At 59.1% G+C, this 19,250-nt stretch carries 18 protein-coding genes and 1 riboswitch; of the genes, 1 reads left to right on the top strand and 17 read right to left on the bottom strand.

The window, feature by feature from the left end; genetic code table 11:
- Positions 1-27 precede the first annotated feature (27 nt).
- The 10 genes from ACR0L3_RS09155 to cbiE all read right to left on the bottom strand — a co-directional run bounded on the left by ACR0L3_RS09155 (position 28) and on the right by cbiE (position 10,203).
- The gene (locus ACR0L3_RS09155) at positions 28-1,398 is read right to left on the bottom strand and encodes a tetratricopeptide repeat protein (RefSeq protein WP_480745395.1); all 1,371 of its coding nucleotides are present in this window, start codon (positions 1,396-1,398) and stop codon (positions 28-30) included.
- Between the two features lie 181 nt (positions 1,399-1,579).
- Positions 1,580-2,764, bottom strand: a complete 1,185-nt coding sequence (locus ACR0L3_RS09150; RefSeq protein ID WP_480745394.1) for a CaiB/BaiF CoA transferase family protein — start codon at positions 2,762-2,764, stop codon at positions 1,580-1,582.
- Positions 2,751-4,370: a thiamine pyrophosphate-binding protein gene (locus ACR0L3_RS09145; RefSeq protein ID WP_480745393.1), complete on the bottom strand. Its 1,620-nt coding sequence runs from the start codon at positions 4,368-4,370 to the stop codon at positions 2,751-2,753. The genes ACR0L3_RS09150 and ACR0L3_RS09145 overlap by 14 nt, the downstream gene beginning before the upstream one ends.
- A gap of 78 nt (positions 4,371-4,448) precedes the next feature.
- Positions 4,449-4,907, bottom strand: coding sequence for a DUF302 domain-containing protein (locus ACR0L3_RS09140; RefSeq protein ID WP_480745392.1), 459 nt, complete (start codon positions 4,905-4,907; stop codon positions 4,449-4,451).
- A 170-nt stretch (positions 4,908-5,077) separates the two neighbouring features.
- Entirely contained in the window at positions 5,078-5,821 is a 744-nt protein-coding gene (gene cobF / locus ACR0L3_RS09135; RefSeq protein WP_480745391.1) for a precorrin-6A synthase (deacetylating), read from the bottom strand.
- Entirely contained in the window at positions 5,814-6,542 is a 729-nt protein-coding gene (gene cobA, locus ACR0L3_RS09130) for a uroporphyrinogen-III C-methyltransferase (RefSeq protein WP_480745390.1), read from the bottom strand. Before cobA ends, cobF begins: the two co-directional genes overlap by 8 nt.
- The gene (locus tag ACR0L3_RS09125; protein WP_480745389.1) at positions 6,539-7,855 is read right to left on the bottom strand and encodes a cobyrinic acid a,c-diamide synthase CobB; all 1,317 of its coding nucleotides are present in this window, start codon (positions 7,853-7,855) and stop codon (positions 6,539-6,541) included. The genes cobA and ACR0L3_RS09125 overlap by 4 nt, the downstream gene beginning before the upstream one ends.
- Positions 7,848-8,642 carry a precorrin-4 C(11)-methyltransferase gene (cobM, locus tag ACR0L3_RS09120; RefSeq protein ID WP_480745388.1) on the bottom strand — a complete coding sequence of 265 codons (795 nt, stop codon included), beginning with the start codon at positions 8,640-8,642 and terminating at the stop codon, positions 7,848-7,850. Before cobM ends, ACR0L3_RS09125 begins: the two co-directional genes overlap by 8 nt.
- Positions 8,639-9,007: a cobalamin biosynthesis protein gene (locus ACR0L3_RS09115; RefSeq protein ID WP_480745387.1), complete on the bottom strand. Its 369-nt coding sequence runs from the start codon at positions 9,005-9,007 to the stop codon at positions 8,639-8,641. The genes cobM and ACR0L3_RS09115 overlap by 4 nt, the downstream gene beginning before the upstream one ends.
- On the bottom strand, positions 9,004-10,203 hold the full coding sequence (cbiE, locus tag ACR0L3_RS09110; protein WP_480745386.1) for a precorrin-6y C5,15-methyltransferase (decarboxylating) subunit CbiE: 1,200 nt from the start codon (positions 10,201-10,203) through the stop codon (positions 9,004-9,006). Before cbiE ends, ACR0L3_RS09115 begins: the two co-directional genes overlap by 4 nt.
- On the opposite strand from cbiE, the gene ACR0L3_RS09105 reads away from it, so the two are divergent.
- Positions 10,202-10,951 carry a cobalt-precorrin-6A reductase gene (locus ACR0L3_RS09105; protein WP_480745385.1) on the top strand — a complete coding sequence of 250 codons (750 nt, stop codon included), beginning with the start codon at positions 10,202-10,204 and terminating at the stop codon, positions 10,949-10,951. The genes cbiE and ACR0L3_RS09105 overlap by 2 nt on opposite strands.
- Here the strand turns inward: ACR0L3_RS09105 and cobJ are convergent.
- Genes cobJ through ACR0L3_RS09070 form a run of 7 tightly spaced genes read right to left on the bottom strand, consistent with a single transcriptional unit; the run spans position 10,924 to position 18,882 of the window.
- Positions 10,924-11,676, bottom strand: a complete 753-nt coding sequence (cobJ, locus tag ACR0L3_RS09100) for a precorrin-3B C(17)-methyltransferase (RefSeq protein WP_480745384.1) — start codon at positions 11,674-11,676, stop codon at positions 10,924-10,926. The genes ACR0L3_RS09105 and cobJ overlap by 28 nt on opposite strands.
- On the bottom strand, positions 11,673-12,401 hold the full coding sequence (locus tag ACR0L3_RS09095) for a precorrin-2 C(20)-methyltransferase (RefSeq protein ID WP_480745383.1): 729 nt from the start codon (positions 12,399-12,401) through the stop codon (positions 11,673-11,675). Before ACR0L3_RS09095 ends, cobJ begins: the two co-directional genes overlap by 4 nt.
- Positions 12,398-13,027, bottom strand: coding sequence for a precorrin-8X methylmutase (locus ACR0L3_RS09090; RefSeq protein WP_480745382.1), 630 nt, complete (start codon positions 13,025-13,027; stop codon positions 12,398-12,400). Before ACR0L3_RS09090 ends, ACR0L3_RS09095 begins: the two co-directional genes overlap by 4 nt.
- Entirely contained in the window at positions 13,027-14,154 is a 1,128-nt protein-coding gene (locus ACR0L3_RS09085) for a cobalamin biosynthesis protein CobG (protein ID WP_480745381.1), read from the bottom strand. The genes ACR0L3_RS09090 and ACR0L3_RS09085 overlap by 1 nt, the downstream gene beginning before the upstream one ends.
- Complete coding sequence (gene cobN, locus ACR0L3_RS09080) at positions 14,151-17,444, bottom strand: cobaltochelatase subunit CobN (protein WP_480745380.1); 3,294 nt, start codon at positions 17,442-17,444, stop codon at positions 14,151-14,153. Before cobN ends, ACR0L3_RS09085 begins: the two co-directional genes overlap by 4 nt.
- Before the next feature lie 3 nt (positions 17,445-17,447).
- The gene (gene cobW / locus ACR0L3_RS09075; protein WP_480745379.1) at positions 17,448-18,503 is read right to left on the bottom strand and encodes a cobalamin biosynthesis protein CobW; all 1,056 of its coding nucleotides are present in this window, start codon (positions 18,501-18,503) and stop codon (positions 17,448-17,450) included.
- A gap of 4 nt (positions 18,504-18,507) precedes the next feature.
- Positions 18,508-18,882: a DUF1636 family protein gene (locus ACR0L3_RS09070; RefSeq protein ID WP_480745378.1), complete on the bottom strand. Its 375-nt coding sequence runs from the start codon at positions 18,880-18,882 to the stop codon at positions 18,508-18,510.
- A gap of 92 nt (positions 18,883-18,974) precedes the next feature.
- A riboswitch (cobalamin riboswitch) is annotated at positions 18,975-19,183 on the bottom strand.
- Positions 19,184-19,250: the final 67 nt, after the last annotated feature.

Genomic DNA, 19,250 nt, shown 5'->3' with positions numbered 1-19,250 from the left:
GTCCTTCTTTGGTCTTTTTTTGTTTTGTTATTCCGCCGGAACGCTTTGTGCGTCTCCGTCGTCGCGTGCCGCTTCGATTAATGCGCGGCGCGCTAAGGCATAATTGTCTTCGCCACCGGCGCGTTTGGCGCGACGGTCGTCCAAGATGCGCTCGACGGCATCCAAACGGCCTGCGCGCAGGCCGGAATCAATTGTGATGCGCTCGAAAACATCACGTTGCGCGTGGCTGCCACCCGCCAGTTGCATGCCGTAGCGCGCGCTCGACAAAAAGTCGAATGCGGCACCGTAGAGACCGTCGCCAAAGGCCTCAAGGCCTTTGGCTGCCGCGACACCAGGATCGGACATGCGGATCGGGGTGTCGCCCTGATTGCGCTGCGCGTCCTTCTGGATACGCTTTAGTATCTTACTGGTCGCGTCGCTACGATTGTCACTGGTCAGCGCCAAAAGATAATGAAGATCGGCAAAAATCAGGCAGCCATCTTCGGTCCGGGCAGCGCTGAGATCAGCCAGCTCTTCCCAGCGGTTGCCAACTTCGACACCTTCCAGCTCAAGCCGAGACAACAGCGAGGTCGCGTTCGAGATATCGCGGTAATCGTCCGTTTTGTCCTGACGAATGTAGTTGTCATACAGATCCATCACCTGATCGACCTGGCCCAGATCCAGATGCATCAGTGCCTTGTGCCACCAGACGTGATAGCGAAAATTGTTGCAGTGGGTCCAAGCATCCTCTCGCCCGGCCAGCCAATCCAGACCCAACTGTGCATTTCCTGTCATCTCATGCACGTGCGCTACAGCGTGCAGGCCCCAAGCATCATCCGAAACCATCCAAAGCGCCTGGCGTCCGGCAATCTCGGCTTTCTCATAAGCGCCGGTTTCCTCTAATGCGAATGAGTGGCAACCCAGCAGATATCCGCGCCCGGCATGATCAGGCGCGTAGGCGGGCAACACACGTTCAATGGACCGGCGCATACCTGCCGCATCACCCAGCACAAACCGGGTGGCATGGCTGAGCTTCATAGCCAAACTATCTTCAGGATGCGAGCGAAGTATCTCTTCGAATTTCTGTATCGCTTGCGAGGGCAGGTCGGACAGATACATCTCCAGCGCTTGAATATAGAGTTTTTCACGCGCGGATACGGGCTGTCTTTCCATCGCTGCATTTGCTGCGGCCAATGCTTCGACCGCGACCGCTGTCATTTCGCGACGACCCAGCAATACCATGAACAGACCTTTGATCGCATGACCCAGCGCAAAGTCGGGCTCAAGTTCCAGTACTTTGCCCAGATGTTGAGGGGTACTTGCCGAATGCGCCATGAACCCAAGCAGGACACCATCCCACGCCTCGACACTCGCCGGGTGGCTGAGGGTGTTCATCTGTCCGAAAACATCTTGTTTCATGCGTTTGGTCCGATCCAGTTGTAAATTTCCACAATTATCGATGTAGCAGGAACTTTAACGGCGTCGTAACAGTATCGCCGCTGCTCTCGAATTGGTGAAAGGCCGTGTGTGGAAAACTTGAAAAAAACCGCCGATTCAACAGCATGTTTCAGCAACATGCTGCCGAATTAGGCGTTGTGTTTCAATCTTCGAACGGGTTTTCCGCGTTCAGGACTGTCTGAGTGTCCGCTCCGAATTCCGGCGGAGCGCAGCGGTAGGTGACGGGCGTGCGCGACAATTTTAGCGGGTTCCCGATCAGATTTACCTCGCCCGGACCGGCCTGCATGGTGATCTGCATTTGTCGAGCCGCAACCTGATCCGAGGCGAAAACCTGATCCAATGTCCGTACCGGGCCAACCGGGACTTTGCGGGCTTCAAGCTCGGCAATCACGGTCGCGGTGTCATAAGATTGCAGCGCTGGGCGCAGTATCGCGTTCAGGGCCTCGCGGTGTTCCAGCCGGGCTGGATTTGTTGCAAATCGCGGATCGTCTGCAAGGGCCGGGTGGCCGATGAATTCGCAAAAGCGGCGGAACTGACCGTCGTTCCCGACCGCCAGAATGACGTGACCATCTGCGGTATCGTAGACCTCGTAGGGTACGATGTTAGGGTGGGCGTTGCCGCGCCGTTGCGGCACTTGGCCCGAGGTCAGGTAATTCACGCCCTCATTAATCAGCCAGGATACTTGTGTATCAACCAAAGCCACGTCGATATGCTGGCCCTCACCGGTCTGATCCCGATGGCGCAAGGCCGCCAGAATGCCGACAGACGCATACATCCCGCACATCACGTCAGAAATCCCTACGGCAACCTTCATTGGTTGGCCTTCGGCGTCGCCGGTCAGCGACATGATCCCGCCATATCCCTGCGCCATAAGGTCATAGCCGGGTTTTGAGGAATTTGGCCCAGTTTGGCCGTAGCCTGAGATCGAGCAATAGACGAGGTTGGGGAATTCTTGGGACAGGGTCGCGTAATCAAGCCCGTATTTCGCCAACCCGCCGGGTTTGAAATTCTCAATCAGGATATCGGCATGCGCAGCAAGCCGTTTGATCTGCGCCTGTCCTTCTGCTGAGGCTATATCGATAGCCACCGACTTTTTGTTGCGGTTGGCCGACATAAAATAGGCGCTGAGGTCTGATTGGTTTCCGTCTGCGTCTGTGACGTACGGAGGACCCCATTGCCGCGTGTCATCACCACCCGTTGCCGGGTTTTCGATCTTGATAACACTGGCACCCAAATCACCCAGCAACTGAGTGCAGGTCGGCCCCGCCAGAATGCGGCTTAGGTCCAGGACCTTGATCCCCTTCAACGGTCCTTCAGATCCGGCCATCATATTCTCCACGGTCAATCTCGGCAGCGATCACGGTAAACGTGGTGGCCTTCATGGCCTCGTTTAACGCTATGCGCAACTCTTCCCGGTTGCGAACGGTGTGGCCGTTACCCCCGAATGCGCGGCCCATGGCTGAAAAATCGTGACGGTCGAAATCGACGCCCATGTTACCCATCTGGCGTTGCCGCTGTTTCAACTCGATCAGAGCAAGACTGGCGTCGACAAAGACCAGAAAGATCGGGTTACCGCCCATCTCGGCAGCGGTTGAAAGCTCTCCGGCAACCATCAGGAACCCTGCATCGCCCGAAAAACTAATGACGGGACGGTCGGGTTCGGCGAGTTTTAGGCCGATGGCCATTGGAACCGCGCAGCCCATGGTGCAGAGCGCCGAGGACTGGATAAGCCCACGTTCTTCGTGGCAGTTCCACATCTGGCTCAACAAGATGCGATGCGCGCCACTGTCGGCGGTTGCCAGCGTTTCAGCGGGCATGGCGGCGCGGGTTTCAGCGATGATGGCCGCTGGTCCCCAGTTTTCATCGCTCGGGAATGCCTGCGCTAAAGCAGCCCGGACTTGGGCAGGTGCGCCACCGGGCCATGTTGCGCGGGCGGGGTTACCCTTGGCGATGGCTTCAAGCGTCGCGCCTGTGTGAGCCACCAGATTCAACCCGGCCTGATGCATGTAATGATCGTTGACCACAGCCGAAATGTCGATGACTCGCGTTTCCTCGGGGTCCCAGATTTCGCGCCAGCCGGGGCGCATTTCGATCGGGTCATAGCCCAAGCACAGAACCAGATCGGATTGTTCAACCAATGGCACCAGATGTTTGTCAGCAAGCGGCGACAGTCCGGCACCGCCCAAGCATAGCGGATGATCCTCGGGTACAACGCCCTTGGCTTTGTAGGTGGTGACGAAGGGGATGCTGAAATGCTCTAGAAACGCCTGCACCACATTACGCGAGTCATCATAGAGAACATCCAGGCCAACAATGGCTATGGGCCGTTCTGCCTCGGCCACCCAACGACGTGCTTTTTCAACACAATTGCCTTCGGGTGCAACGGCAGCGACCTTTGACAGGCGGCGGCGTTTGATACCCGAGACGCGGGTATCTGCGACCGAAATAGGCACGTCGATATGCACAGGACCGGGACGAGGGCGGTTGGCCAGCGTCACGGCCTTGTCGGCGATGACGTCGGCCCCCTGAGCGGTCAGGGTAAATGTCCCCTTGGTGATAGAGCGGTAAACTTGCGCATGATCCATCACCTGATGCGTATAAGTCAGCGCCTCGTCTGCATCGACGCAGCCGGTTAGCACGATCATTGGAACTCGATCCTGCAACGCGTTGGCAACGACGTTGATCCCGTTCATCGCACCGGGACCAAGGGTCGCGACCAATATGGCAGGCGCGCCATCACGGTGATGTATAGCTTCGGCCATGAACCCGGCAGCGTTTTCGTGTTTGGTCAGGTGAAATTTGATCCCGGCTTGTTCAAGCGCATCCACAAGCGTCAGAACTTCGCCACCCGGCATACCAAAAGCGTGGCGGCACCCGGCCTCGAATAGTCTTTGGGCGAGTAAATCAGCCGCGCGGGGGGGGAGGTCCTGCATCAGTTATGCTCCGAAATTTCGTTTTAAAGGAGATTGCGGAGGACGCGCCCGGAAGCAAGCCGGTTCACGCCAGTGTGACTATTTGACTGCAGAATCCGCGATGGCCTGAAACTTTGTGTCAAGTTCGATGGCGATATCTCGCAGGGGCTCTCCGCCCTCATAAACATATGGCGCAAAGACGAAGCTGGGCGTTTTGTAGGAAAGAGTGGCGGTGCCGTCCTCGTTCTCGGTTACATAGAATCGGATCGGCGCCTCGATCATAGCGCTGACGGACGTTTCCAGAACGCGCACAGCGTAGTCGTTGTTGAATACACCGATGACCAGGTTTCCGGGAATAATTATGCCTCGCGCAGCCGCTGCTTTGGTCGGCCCGGCCTGAGTGACCACGATAAGCCCGTTTTCCTTCACGGCTGTCTTGGTGTCTACGACCAGCGAGTCAAAGCTTTTGACGGTCGGATACACCGCCCAGCCGGACAGTGGTTCGTCGGCCCAAACTGGCAGCGCCAGAAAGCAGAGCAGGGACCAAAGCATGCGCATTATGGTGTCTCCTGAGGTCAGTTGATTGGATGATGGCAGAAAACACGATGCTCTGCATTCACAAACCCGCGTGTTCAGGGTTGAACCAATAGGCTAAGGGCCTCGTGCGCTTGGAATTTTGACGGCACGGACAGCTGCACCGCGTTCCTTTTGGCATCCAGACGCCTTTTTCAGATCACGTTTTTCTTCAGCAAATAGATATCCATGATCCAGCCATGATCGGCTCGGGCTTTGGCGCGAGTGTCGAGTATTTTTTGACACACCTCTGTCAGCGGCCCCTTAATCAATATCTCTTCCTTCATACCGACATACGCGCCCCACCAGATGTCATAGTCGGCCATATCCAGCGTTTGAAACGAACACTCGCCATCCAACATAACGGCCACTTTCGAGGCATTTACAGGCCAGCCTTCATCCCGAATGCGACGCCCAGTCGTAACCACATATGGCGCGCCTAAATCGTTGATTGGAATGGCATGGGCCGCAGTAAGCGCCTGCAATGCAGTTATGCCTGGGATCACCCGTGTTTTAGGCTGCGGGGTCAGTCTGTCAGCGATCCGCAGAGAACTGTCATATAGTGACGGGTCTCCCCAGATCAGCAAAGCCACATGGCGCGCTTTAGGGAGGGCATTAATTGCCTCTTGCCAACGCAGCGCGATTGCGTCGTGCCACTCATCGACACCGCGCAAGTAGCCATCGTCGGAGCGGCGTGTGGGGATGTCGAAATAGGCAATTTGTGGCGGGGTATCGGTGACGGTTGAAATAATCTCTTCACGCAGCCCGGTCAGGTCGGCCTTGTTCTCACCCTTACGAGGGATAAGGATCAGGTCCGCGTCACGAATGGCTTGCGCGCCCTGAAACGTTACGTGATCCGGATTGCCGGTTCCGATTCCGATCAGCGTTAGGTCAAACATCGTCAAGCTCTGCCAGCGGTCCATAGAGGATCAGGGCCGGGGCCGTTCCGATCTCGGCGCTCAGTTGTTCGGATAGCGCGCCGACAGTCGAACGGCACAGCTTTTGGTCTGGCGTGGAAACGGATTCAGCCATCAGCGCGGGGGTGTCTAAAGGGAGCCCGTGCTTGTGCAGGGTATCGACCAACAAAGGAAATGTCCGCTTGCCCATGAAAACCACAGTCGTTGCATCAGGATCTGCCAGGGCGGGCAAGTTCAGGTCTTCGGGCAGTTTGCCGCTGACGTCGTGGCCCGTGATGAATTGCACCCGTCGTGCAGTCAAGCGTCGAGTTAGCGGTATGCCTGCCGCTGCTGCCGCCGCGACTGCCGAAGGAATGCCAGGGATGATCTCGTATTCAATTCCGGCTGCGCGCAAGGCTACAAGCTCCTCTTCAAGCCGCCCAAACATCCCGCCATCACCAGATTTTAGCCGCACGACATGTTGGCCGGTCTGCGCATATTCCACCAGCAATCGGCTGACATGATCCTGCTTGGGCGATGGGCGGCCTGCACGTTTTCCGACGCCAACCAGATCGGCGTCTTCGCGCGCGTGGCTCAAAATCGGGCCGCTGCTGAGGTCGTCAAAAAGCACCGCATCAGCCTTTTGCATCCGGTCGACAGCTTTAAGCGTCAGTAATTCCGGATCACCAGGGCCGGACCCGATAAAAGAGACAAACCCGCTCATGCCGAGGCCTCCGCGATCAGGTGAAAGAACGTGCCAGTGACATTGCCGCGCACTGACCCGGTCTGTGGTCCTTCCGCGCCTTCGGCGTCAAACACGCGAGCCAACGGAGCGTCGGGCTGTTCGACAATCGAGGAATAGTGGAATTCATGCCCGCGCAATGCGGTTTCCGCTGCATATCCTGGCATTGGGGCCAGCAATTCCGCCCGGCGATAACCCAAATTGAACTTGCGTTTTTCATACGAGGTCACCAGCCCCAACAGGCCAGCCATCTGGTGTTGCACGCCCTCTTTGTCGATCAGGGCCTGACCCAGCGCCATGTATCCACCACACTCACCATGCACTGGCTTTGTTTCGGCATGTTTGCGCAGCCCGGTCAGAAAGTTGTCGGCAGAAGCCAGGGTCCCAGCATGCAACTCAGGATACCCGCCCGGCAACCAAACCAGATCAGCATCCACAGCCGGGGCCTCATTTGCCAAGGGTGAAAACGGCAGAATCTCTGCACCTGCCGCTCGCCAGCCTTCCAGCAAATGCGGATAGGTGAAGGAAAACGCAGCATCTCGAGCCAACGCGATCCGCTGGGCCGGGGGACGCGGCAGCGCGGCTGACGATGGCCCTGCTGGGCCTGAGGAAGCTGCCCGCTTGATTGCCTCAAGATCTACATGCTCACGCAGGAACGCAGCATAGCCGACAATTGCGCTTTCCAGATCAGGGTGTTCAACCGCCTGTATCAAGCCCAAGTGGCGTTCGGGCAATGTTAGGTCGCCGCGCCGAGGCAGGACGCCCAAAACTGGCAGCCCTGCGCGCTCCATGCCTAGCCGAGTCAGGCGTTCGTGCCTTGGGCTTGCGCATCGATTCAGGATCACGCCGGCAAAGGGCAAATCAGGGTTATACATCTTGAACCCCAATGCCGTCGCTGCCGCCGATTGCGCCTGACCACCCACATCCAGCACCAACACCACTGGCCAGCCCATCCGCAAAGCAGTCTCGGCGCTGGACCCATGCCCGAGTTCGCCCGGCTTGGCGACGCCATCGAACAGACCCATCGAGCCTTCTGCCACTACGATATCCGCACCCTCGGCTTGGGCTGAGATGGCGCTAAGAAGCGGATCAGCCATCGCCCAACTGTCCAGGTTGAACGAAGCGCGTCTCGCCGCAGCTTGGTGAAAGGCCGGGTCGATGTAGTCTGGACCGCTCTTGAACGGTTGAACATTCAAACCATCTTCGGCCAAAGCCCGAAGAAGCCCCAACATAACAGTGGTCTTACCGGTCCCCGAGGACGGAGCAGAGATTAAAAGGCCCGGAGGGTTAGTCATCACCGTGGCTCCAGCTGGACCACGGGCTATCGGCGCTTTGCGGGCGATAGCGGCGGTCGTAATCCTTAGAATACAAGCAGCTTTTGTTGAACCCTTCGCCCGCCAGCGCCGGACCCACCATGATAAGGGCGGTGCGTGAGATGCTCTCGTCCAGTGCGTCTTTCAATGTCGCCAATGTCGCTCGGATGATCCGCTCATCTGGCCAACTGGCGCGATAGACAACTGCGACCGGGCAGTCTGCGCCATAGGCCGGGGTCAGGTCGGCGATCACTTTGTCCAGATTGCCAATCGAAAGGTGAATAGCCAGCGTTGCACCGGTGCGCGCGAAGTTCTCCAGTGTTTCACCTTCGGGCATCGACGACGCTCGGCCCGGAGTGCGGGTCAGCACAACCGATTGCGCAAGACCGGGTAGTGTTAACTCGGTTCCCAGCGCCGCGGCTGCGGCGGCAAAAGAAGGCACGCCGGGTGTTACGCTCACTGGGATACCCATCTCTTTCAGGCGGCGGATTTGCTCTCCCATAGCCGACCAAATGGACAGATCGCCCGAATGCAGCCGTGCCACGTCGTGTCCAGCCTCATGTGCCGCCTCGATCTCGGCCATGATCCGATCCAGATCCATTGGTGCGGTATTGATGATCTTTGCACCTTCGGGGCAGTGGCTGAGGATTTCCTCGGGCACCAAAGACCCGGCATAAAGACAAACCGGGCAGGACGCGATGATATCGCGCCCACGCAGTGTCAGCAGGTCTGCGGCACCCGGTCCGGCGCCGATGAAGTGAACGGTCATGTCTTTCCTCCGATGGCGACGGCGCAGGTGGCAAGCCGGTCGTCCGAAATTTGTCTAGGGGATGTCAGCCGCGCGCCCTGTCCGGCGGCGGCTAAGGCGGAAGCTTCGGCCACGCTGCCGGTTCCATAGGTGGCGCGACTACGAGTCGAGCATGTAAGGGTGCGTTGCCCGGCCAAGTCGGTGGGCGCGATGAAATGCAGGGGCAGGGCGGCGGTTGCAGCGAATTCGGCAAGCGCAGCATGACCCTCTTTGTCTGCCACTGTGGCCAAGGCATCCACGGTTTGACCCGCGCTGGCCCGGTCAAAAGCCGTGCGCAGGCTTTCCAGAGTAGCCGTTGACGAAAATCCCAAACCCGCCACGATCATAGGGTGACACTCCACTGCACCACAGGGTAGGCTGATTTCCAGCCGCGCCTAGGGCCTAGCGCCGACGCCTGGGCTAGTTCGATGCGCAGAAGTTCGCCCCCCAGTTTGTCTTGCCACTGTGCCAGCAACGCTTCGCTTTCTAGTGTCACGGCATTGGCGACAATTCGCGTCCCTGCTGGCAGCGCGTCGCGCAGCCATGCCAACAAGTTGGCGCTCAACCCGCCCCCAATGAACACGGCATCGGGCAAGCGTAGGCCAGACAAAGCGTCCGGTGCGGTGCCGTGAATTACTTTCAGGCGATCTTGCCCCAAAGTGTCAGCGTTGCGACGTATACGATCAGCGCGATCCTCACGGGGTTCGATTGTAGTCGCCGTCAGCGATTGGTCACACATCAGCCATTCGATACTGACCGATCCGGTACCGCCACCAATATCCCAAAGGTGCTCCCCCCGCTGTGGGGCGAGGGCGGACAGCGTCAATGCTCGAACCGGTCGTTTGGTGATCTGACCGTCGGTTTCAAAAATCTCATCAGGCTTGCCAGAGGATTTGGGGAAAGCCTGTCCATCACCAGCGACCTCAAGCCCCACACAAACCGGGTGGTCAAATCCACCCAGAAGCGCCTCGGTCAATGAGACGCTGCGCGCGCGTTCGCGGGGGCCGCCCAAGGCCTCCATTACGTGCAGGCGTGTGCCCTCGAAACCGGTTTCGGTCAAGTAGGTTGCCAGTTCCGCGACTGCAGCGCCATTGCGCAGTAACAGGATGGCATGCAAACCAGGGGCGAGATGTGGCCTCAGCCTGGTTAGGGGTGCCGCGTGTAAGCCAAATGTCAGCGTGCTTTCCAGCGGCCAACCCAGCCGCGCGGCGGCCAGAGAAAAGGTCGACTGCCCTGGTAGAGCTGTCCATTCCCCGGCTTCGAAACTACGCGCTATGACCGAGCCGGCGCCGAACCAGAACGGATCGCCCGAGGCCAGAACGATGGTCGGTCGTCCACGAAAACCCGTCAGGATCGGCAATCCGTCGGCGAAAGGCACTGGCCACTCTACCATCTGGGCATCGGTTTGGAGGATCAGCGACAGGTGCCGTGGCGGCCCCATGATGATTTCCGCGCGTTCAAGCACTTGACGGCTTGCAGGGGGCAGTCCATCCAGTCCATCTTCGCCCAAGCCCAGAACAGTCAGCCACGGAGATTCAGACATGACGCACCTCCTGATACTTGGCGGCACGACTGAGGCCAACGCGCTGGCTAAAGCTGTCGCACAAGAAGGCATTCCTGCGATCTATTCTTACGCAGGACGGGTCGACAACCCGCGCCCACAGCCCTTGCCGGTGCGTGTCGGTGGGTTTGGTGGGACAGACGGGCTTGTGCGTTATCTGCGTGAAAACGCGATTACACATGTGGTCGATGCCACCCATCCCTTTGCTGCGCAGATGAGCAGAAACGCCGTCGAAGCGAGCCAAGAAACCGCCGTGCCAATGGCCGCGCTGACCCGTCCGAAATGGCAGGAGCAAAACGGTGACCGCTGGCATCATGTCCCGGATTTTGAGGGCGCGGTGGCCGCGTTGTCCGGCCCGCCGCAGCGCGTCTTTCTGGCCGTTGGTCGTTTGCACCTTAAGGACTTTGCCGCCCAGCCCCAGCATCATTACCTGTTGCGGCTTGTGGATGAACCCGATGCGATCCCCTTGCCGAATTCCGAGGTGGTAGTCTCGCTTGGGCCTTTTACTGAGGCTGGTGACCGGGCACTTATGCAGCGCCACGGGACTGAGCTGGTGGTTTCCAAGAACGCTGGCGGTACCGGAGCGCGGGCCAAGCTGGACGCGGCGCGGGCGCTGGGCGTGCCGGTGCTTATGATCGACCGACCGACCCTGCCGCAGCGGACCGAATTGTCGAACGTGACAGAGGTTCTGGACTGGCTGGATCATTCCGGCGTGAACCTCGGAGTATAGACGATCGGAGCGCCGTCCCGCTTGATTACACGAGTCAACGAGGAACCGACGATCACAACAGTCTGCATGTCGGCCATGTCGGGTGTCGCCTCGGCCAGTGTCGAAACCCGGATCGCCTCGTCTGGGCGTGAGACGGCGCGCGCGAAGAGGATCAGACGCTCGGGCTCGCATTCTCCGCGCAGGATTTCCAGCGTTTTCACAAAGCCTTCGGGGCGGGATTTTGATCGAGGGTTGTAAAACGCCATCGCGAAATCCGCCTGCGCGGCCAAACGCAGGCGCTTTTCGATCAGGGACCATGGTTTCATGTTATCGCTTAGGTTAATTGTGCAAAAATCATGCCCCAGCGGAGCCCCCGCACGTGCCGACGCGGCCAGCATCGCCGTGATCCCTGGCAGCACGTCGATGGGAGTGTCGCGCCATTCGGCGGGGCCGTTTTCCAGCGCTTCGAACACTGCTGCCGCCATGGCAAACACGCCCGGATCGCCCGAGGATACAACAACCACACGCTTACCTTCAGCCGCCATCTGCAACGCGTGTTGGGATCGGTCGATCTCTACTCGGTTGTCACTGGCGTGCAGTGTTAGACCGGGGCGTTCCGCAATTCGCGCGACATAGGGAATATAGCCGACCACATCCGTGGCCTCGGCCAGCGCGGCGGTCACTTCGGGCGTCACAAGGTCTTCGTTACCCGGCCCAAGGCCCGCGATTTTAACCCAGCCGCTCATGGCCGCCGACCTTGACCATGAACGATGATGATCGAAAAATACGGGGTCGTTTTTTCAGAAGCCTCGGACAGTTTTGTCACCGTTTGGTTGGGCATCTGCGCGAATTCCACGATCCACGCACGGTCATAGAGCCCCGCCGTCTTAAGCGCTCGTTTCACCTTGTCGATATTGCGCCCGATCTTCATCACGACCAAAGCGTCGGTCTCAGCCATGCGGCGCGCCAAAACGTCTTCGGGCAGGGTACCGACCAGCACGGTCAGCACGTCGTCGCCCCATGTGATCGGGTTGCCTGTCGCGGTCCACGCGCCAGACATGCCGGTAATTGCAGGGACAACTTCTACATTAGCTTCGTCTCTTAAGCGGCTATAAAGATGCATGAAAGATCCGTAGAAAAATGGGTCCCCCTCGCACAGAACAACCACGTCCTCACCCTGGTCGGACAGAGCCTTTAGGTGTGCTGCGCAATCTTTGTAAAAGGCTGACAGCATCTCGTTATACCGCGGATCATCCAGCGGGATTTCAGTGGTAACCGGGTATTCCATCGGGAATTCAACCGCACCTTCAGGGATCATCCCGTTTACGATCTTGCGCGCCTGACCGTCGCGACCTGGTTTGCGAAAAAACGCAACATGGCGCGCATTACGCAGCAGATGGTCTGCCCGAACGCTCATCAGGTCGGGGTCGCCGGGTCCAAGGCCCACGCCGTATATTTTGCCAGTACTCATTCCGCGCGGCTCGCGATTGCGTTGATGGCGGCGACAGTGATGGCACTGCCGCCCAGCCGGCCCTTGACGATGCACGAGGGTACAGGCTGTGCCTCCCACAGTGCGTCCTTGGATTCGACTGCGCCGACGAAACCCACTGGACAGCCAATGATTGCAGCAGGGCGTGGGCAGTCGGGGTCTTCCAACATATTCAGAAGGTGGAACAGGGCTGTCGGGGCATTGCCGATTGCAACCAGCGCACCCTCCAGATGCGGACGCCACAGCTCCAACGCGGCGGCCGACCGGGTATTGCGCATCTCGGCGGCCAAGGGGCGCACGCGCTCGTCATGCAGGGTGCAAATCACCTCGTTATCGGCTGGCAGACGAAAACGAGTGACGCCCTCGCTGACCATGCGTGCATCGCACAGGATCGGGGCACCGCCTTCCAGCGCGGTCCGGGCCGCTGTCACGAAGCCCGGCGAGAAATGCACGAATTCTTCCAATCCGACCATCCCGGCGGCATGAATCATACGTACAGCGACCTGTTCCTCGTCGGCGTCGAACCGAGCCAGATCGGCCTCGGACCGGATCGTGGCAAAGCTCTCCTTGTAGATCGCGGCGCCATCGGTTTCGTATTCATAGGGCATCAGGTCAGGTCCATGGTCTTGAGTGTTTCGAGTGTCAGGCCGCGCTGGCAGGGTTCATCCCCTGCGCGACCATTTTTGACAAGGTCAAATCGCCCTTCGCGACCGACCAGAGTAACGTCCGCAGCCCCCATTCGCGCACAGCCTTTGGCGCAGCCCGAGACATGCAGGTTGCCAGAAACCCGTGGTGCCAACACGCGTGCTATTTCACGGGTTTCCACATGTGCCTGAGGGCAATATGGCGCGCCGGGGCAGGCGTCAGTGGTCATCAGGGGATCGGCGGCCGCAGTAACAAAGGCTGCTGCAGGTATCGACGCTCCGCCTTCCAACAGAAACAGCCTCCAAGGCGTGACACGCAGGGCGGATGCACCAGTGTCTTCCATCAAACCAAATAGGCGACGGGCAGGTAGTTGTCCGAAAACCGCGCCATAGAAAGCTCCCAAGTCGCAAAGACCAGGAGTCAGTGGGGCACCTAAATCCCCAGGTTGGCTGTCTTGCCACTGCTTCGGCAGACCTTGCGTGCTTACAACGCGGGCCATACGGCGGTTTTCGGGTGTCTGATGCTCAGCGAACCAATCTGACAATTCGATTAGTCGGTCAATAGCATCTGCTTCGGTCACTCGCCGACCGTTTTCGCACCCATCGGCCCGCAGTATCAGGCCATCCGCGCCGGTTTCCAGCCGTATGTCTGCAGAATCCTCTGCTAAAAGACGGGCAGGGCCGGTGTCGATGGCAAATCCGAATTTTGCAGGCAGGGTCGGGAGTTCCGACAGCCGATTGATCAACGCTTGCGTCAAACGCGCTGTTAGGTCGCCCGTTTGGTAAAGCGGTGTGACAAGGATGTTGCGCCGCACCTCAATGCCGGGCTCGGCATCCAATAGGTCTAGCTCCGCAAGCTCAGAAAGCAGTGAATGATGGTCTGCTTCTTTTACGCCACGCAGCTGCAAATTGGCACGGTTGGTCAGATCAATAGTGCCATTGCCGAAGCGCTCGGCTAATTCACACAGCCCCATCACCTGAGAAGCATTCAGCCGGGCCAGTCTGGGGCGAACGCGCACAACTAAGCCGTCTCCTGACATCATGGGTCGATGAGCACCCGGACACCAACCCTGAACGAATGGGGCGCTCATCCCAAGCCCTCCAAATCGGCAAGGATCGAGTTTCTGCGTGTGTTCCACAACCCGGCTTCCAGCAACGCGCGAAACCTGTCCTGCATGGCCTGATGCGCCTGTGGGTTCGCCTCTTGCAAGAAGGCATCCACCTCGGCGTCGCCTAGGGTCGCATCGTGATAGAGGTCGAATAAATGCGGCGCAACCGTACCCGACAGATGGGCAAATGACGCCATGTGATCCAACGTCGCCGCGATCTCGGCGGCGCCACGGAAACCGTGCCGCTGCATTCCCGCGATCCAGCCGGGATTGGCGGCGCGGGCATGCACGACGCGGCTGATTTCTTCGGGCAGGGTGCGGGCGCGCGGATTTTCAGGGTTGGTGTTGTCCAAATGATAAAGCTGCGCGTTGCCGCCGGTAAGCTTTTTCGCAGCGGCAAACCCGGCTTCATGTGTGGCGTAGTCGTTGGCCAGCAGCAGATCGGTCTCGGTCAAGTCCTGTAGGTGAACAAAACTGTCCGCATTGGCGACGCGCTCGGTGATTCCGTCGACATCTTGCGCGATATGCTCGCCTTCCAACGCAAATGAACTGGCTTGTAGCCATGCTTCCCCGGCCTGTGCACGCGCCTCATCAGTATATGTTTCGGACAGATGTGTCATGTTCAGGCCATAGCTGCCGGGAGCGGGACCAAAGACCCGCGCGGCGGGGTCTTGTCCTGCGTAGGGATTCCAGTCCGCTGCCTCATCACGGTCTGATAAGGCACGGATGGCCTGACCAAACAGCGCCGAAAGCGTCGGGAAAACATCTCGGAACAGGCCTGACACGCGCAGGGTAACATCTAGTCGCGGGCGGCTGAGGTCAGTAATTGGCAAAACCTCGATGCCCGAAACCCGCTCTGATCCATTGTCCCAAACAGGTTTGACCCCCAACAGGTGCAGTGCCATGGCGAATTCTTCACCGGCAGTGCGCATGGTGGCGGACCCCCACAAGTCCACGATCAGCCCTTTGGGATAATCGCCTTCTTCTTGCAGATGACGCCGCACCAGTTCTTCGGCCAGCTTGACACCTTGCGTATAAGCGGCGCGGGTCGGAACCGAGCGCGGGTCGGTGGTATATAGGTTCCGCCCCGTCGGCAAAACATCCGACCGACCGCGGTAGGGAGAGCCCGAAGGTCCAGCCTCAATCCGTTTGCCCGCCAGCGCGTCCAACAGCGCCGACCTTTCGGCGTTTGCAGACGGCGCAGGATCGAAATTGCTCGTGACTTCCGGCACACGACCAAAAATGTGCAGCCCGTCTCCGAATTGACTTTCCTTGATGTCACAAACGAAGCGATCAATGCGGGTGATTGCCTCGGCAGTGCAGGTGGCCTGATCAAGACCAAGGTCGCCTTCGAGTCCTATGGCCTGCGCCTCATCCCGAATATCGATTTGCAAGCGATCCCTTCGCTTGGGGTCCAGCCCGTCGGCGTTTGAGAACTCATCCAACAGCGTTTCCAACCGCACCATGCGATCCGGCGTACCGCTTTCTTTCAAAGGGGGTGGAATATGCCCCAGCGTCACAGCCCCGATCCGGCGCTTGGCCTGAGCCGCTTCACCTGGGTCGTTTACGATGAAGGGATAGATTACTGGAAGGTCTCGGATAAGTGCTTCGGGCCAGCAATCGGCGGACAGGGCAACGGATTTTCCGGGTAACCACTCCAGAGTACCGTGCGCTCCGATATGGATCAGCGCATCTGCGCCTAAGCCTTCACGCAGCCAGAGATAAAACGCGATGTAGCTGTGGCGCGGAGTGCGGGATAAGTCGTGGTAGTCGTCATCGCGTAACTCTGGTGTGCCGCGTTCGGGTTGCAAGGCAATCAAAGCCTTTCCACGCATGAGGGCATTAAAGTGGAAGGCTCCATCTGCGAAAGCTGGGTCATCCTCTGGCCGGCCCCAAACTGTTTGCAAGTCCAAACGCAACTGTTCGGGCAGTCCTTTTAGCGCGGTTAGATAGTCTTGGAGTGACCACGAAACCCGGGCGTCCAAAAGAGTATCTGCAATCGGCTCTGCGGGTGCGGTGTCGTAACCTTCGCCTTGCAGATCAGAGAGCATCGCCTCGGTCGAGGCCAGAGCATCCAGACCAACGGCATGGGCCATCTGCCAATCTTTGCCCGGATAGGTCGACAGCACGAGCGCTGGGATTTGATCCGCTTTGGGTTTGTCGTGCAGGTTCAGCCAGCCGGTCACGCGGTCAATGATCGCCTCAATCCGTTCGGGTTCTGCCCGGTGGGCGAAGCGGGAATATTCCAGATGCGGGTCGCGTTTGCCGGGTTCCTTGAATGAAGCAATGCCCGCTGATATGCGCCCATCCACTTCGGGCAAAACCACATGCATCGCCAGGTCGGCAGGCGAGAGGCCACGTTCCGCGTCGGCCCACGCCTTGCGGCGCGAAGTGGCAAGGGCGACTTGAAAAACCGGCACATTGGCAGCGTCCAAAGGTGACGTACCCGATGCGCCTTTGCCTGAAAACGAAGTGGCGTTGATTATTGCTGATGGGGCCAGCGCCACGACATGTTCGCGCAGCCATTCGGCGGCTGCTGGTGCCTTAAGAGACGGGGCAAACAAACCCACTGCGTCGAATCCACGTGCGCGAAAACGTTGTATAAGCGCGGCAACCGGAGCTGTGTCTGCTGAGGTCAGGTATGCACGGTAGAAAGTCACAAGGACGCGGTTTGTGTCCCCAGTAAAAGCCTTGTCGACCGGGATCACACCACGATCCGGGCACCACGCGCCACATTCAGGGATCGTTTTGGCCCCCATCACCGGACCGGCATATAACCCTGCGGCGAGCGCCATCTGCGCCAGTGCCGCTTGCGCTGCGACTTCTCCGCCGGTGTCACACAGATGCGCAAGGCGGCGTAGGGAAGAAATGGGCAGAGTAGAATACTCGTCAAGTCGGGTGTCTTCGCGCCCATCCGCAGGCAAAACAGCCAGCGCGATGCCTTTGGCTTGGGCCAATGCCAGAACCTGTTGAAGCCCGTAAGTCCAATATGGCACCCCACCGATGAGACGGATTAGAATGCCCTTGGCGCCTTCCAGCGTTTGCTCGACATAAGTATCGACGGACAGTGGGTGCTTGAGTGCCGTCAGGTTTGCCAGCCGCATTGAGGGCATGCGCCCTTCGGGCCCACCGCCGCGATGCCAGCCTGCCGCGAAAGCGCCGAGGTCGCTGTCCGAAAAGGACAGCACCACCAAATCCGCCGGGCTCTGGCCCAGATCGGTCGGCGTCTCGGTTTCCTCTAACCCGTGGCTTTCGCGGAAGACGACGTGCATGGTTTACTCGGCGGCCTCGGCGACACCGACGAGGATATCGCGGATCGCGGCCTCTTTGATATCGTCATGCTCGGCGATAACAACCAGACGCGAACGGCGTTCTTCGCCGGGTTCCCACGGACGGTCGTACTGGTGACGCACGCGCGCGCCTACGGCCTGCACCAACAGACGCATCGGCTTGCCCTGAACGGCGGCATAACCTTTGACGCGCAGGATGTTCAATTCGTTGGCCAGACGTTCGATATTGGCGACCAGTAGGGCCGGATCGGTCTGTTCCGGCAGCTCGACGATGATGCTTTCGAAATCGTCATGCTCGTGATCATGGTGCCCGTCGTGATGCGACGGGCGGGCGTCCATGTCATCTTCGGCTGCTGCTTCCAGACCCAGAACAACGCGTACGTCCACGGCACCTTCGGCGACTTCGACGACGGGCAGGGGGCGCGGGGCCTCGGCTGCAATGATCTCTTTGGCCTTTGCAACCCCTTCCGGACCAGCCAGATCGGGCTTGGTCAGCAGGATGATGTCGGCGCAGGAGATCTGATCCTCGAACACTTCGGACAAGGGCGTCTCGTGGTCGATCGAGTCATCGGCTAGTCGCTGGGCATCCACGGCTTCGACATTCGGAGCGAAGCGACCGGCGGCCACAGCCTCGGCATCGGCCAGAGCGATCACACCATCCACGGTGATCTTGGACCGGATATCCGGCCAGTCGAATGCTTTCAGCAGGGGCTTGGGCAGGGCGAGGCCCGAAGTTTCGATCAGGATATGATCCGGACGCGGCTCAAGCGCCATCAGCGCCTCGATTGTCGGGATGAAATCATCGGCGACGGTGCAGCAGATGCAGCCATTTGCCAGCTCCATGATGTTTTCCGCCGGACAATCCGGGATGGCACAGGATTTCAGGATATCGCCATCCACACCTACGTCGCCAAATTCGTTGACGACAACGGCCAAACGCTTGCCCTGCGGGTTCTGCATCAGGTGCTTGACCAGCGTTGTCTTGCCCGAGCCCAAAAAGCCGGTGATCACAGTGACGGGGAGTTTTTCAAGGTTCGACATGATCTCAGGCTCCAATCGGGGGGATGCGCGAGGCGCAGTTTTTGCGGAAATGTTCAGGGCGTTCGCGCCACTTCACCAGCCCATCTTCGGTGGCCAAATATTTGGTCGCGCCGTCGACGATGACCTCGACATGATCAACCTCGTTCAGGTTCTCATAAACGAAAGTCCAGCGTTCGGGGCCGCCGCGCAGTACGATGGAACAGCCCTGATCGCAGTTTGACAGGCACTCGACAGGTTTAAGCTGGATACCATCCGGCAACCCTGCATCTTCCAGCGCTTTGTGTAACAACGTGCCGGGCCGTTGTTCGTCATTTTCGATTGGCAAGCCACGGCGGCAAGTGGTGCAGACCAGCAACTCGACGGGTGCGGTCTCGGTCATGTCTCTCATCCCCCCAAATCCTCTTTTCGGGGGACGGGGTTTCATGCGGGCCACGTCTGCACATGGACCCGACACCGGAACACCCCGTCCGGTTTCAACTTCGGGCGCTGGCAGGTCTCCCGGCTTGCGGATGTCGGGGCGTTAGCCCTGGCAGATGTCCCGCCTTCCCGGCCTAATCGGCCAGTGGCATTGGGCACCCTCTCCGGTCACGGTCGCGGGGGCGGCTGCGTTTGGCGGAAAACCCGTTGACGCATTCCCTTTTCATCCACCTTAAGTGGACACCAACGAAATGGACATGCGGCACGGGCAGGGGGGTTGTCAAGCGCGAGGCGCGGGTTGAATTCGCTCAGGTCAGAAAGCGACCCGCT

This window comes from Ruegeria sp. CK1 (assembly GCF_056536545.1).
Note: the sequence above shows the minus strand (reverse complement) of the source record. Positions and strands in the feature narration are given on the sequence as shown.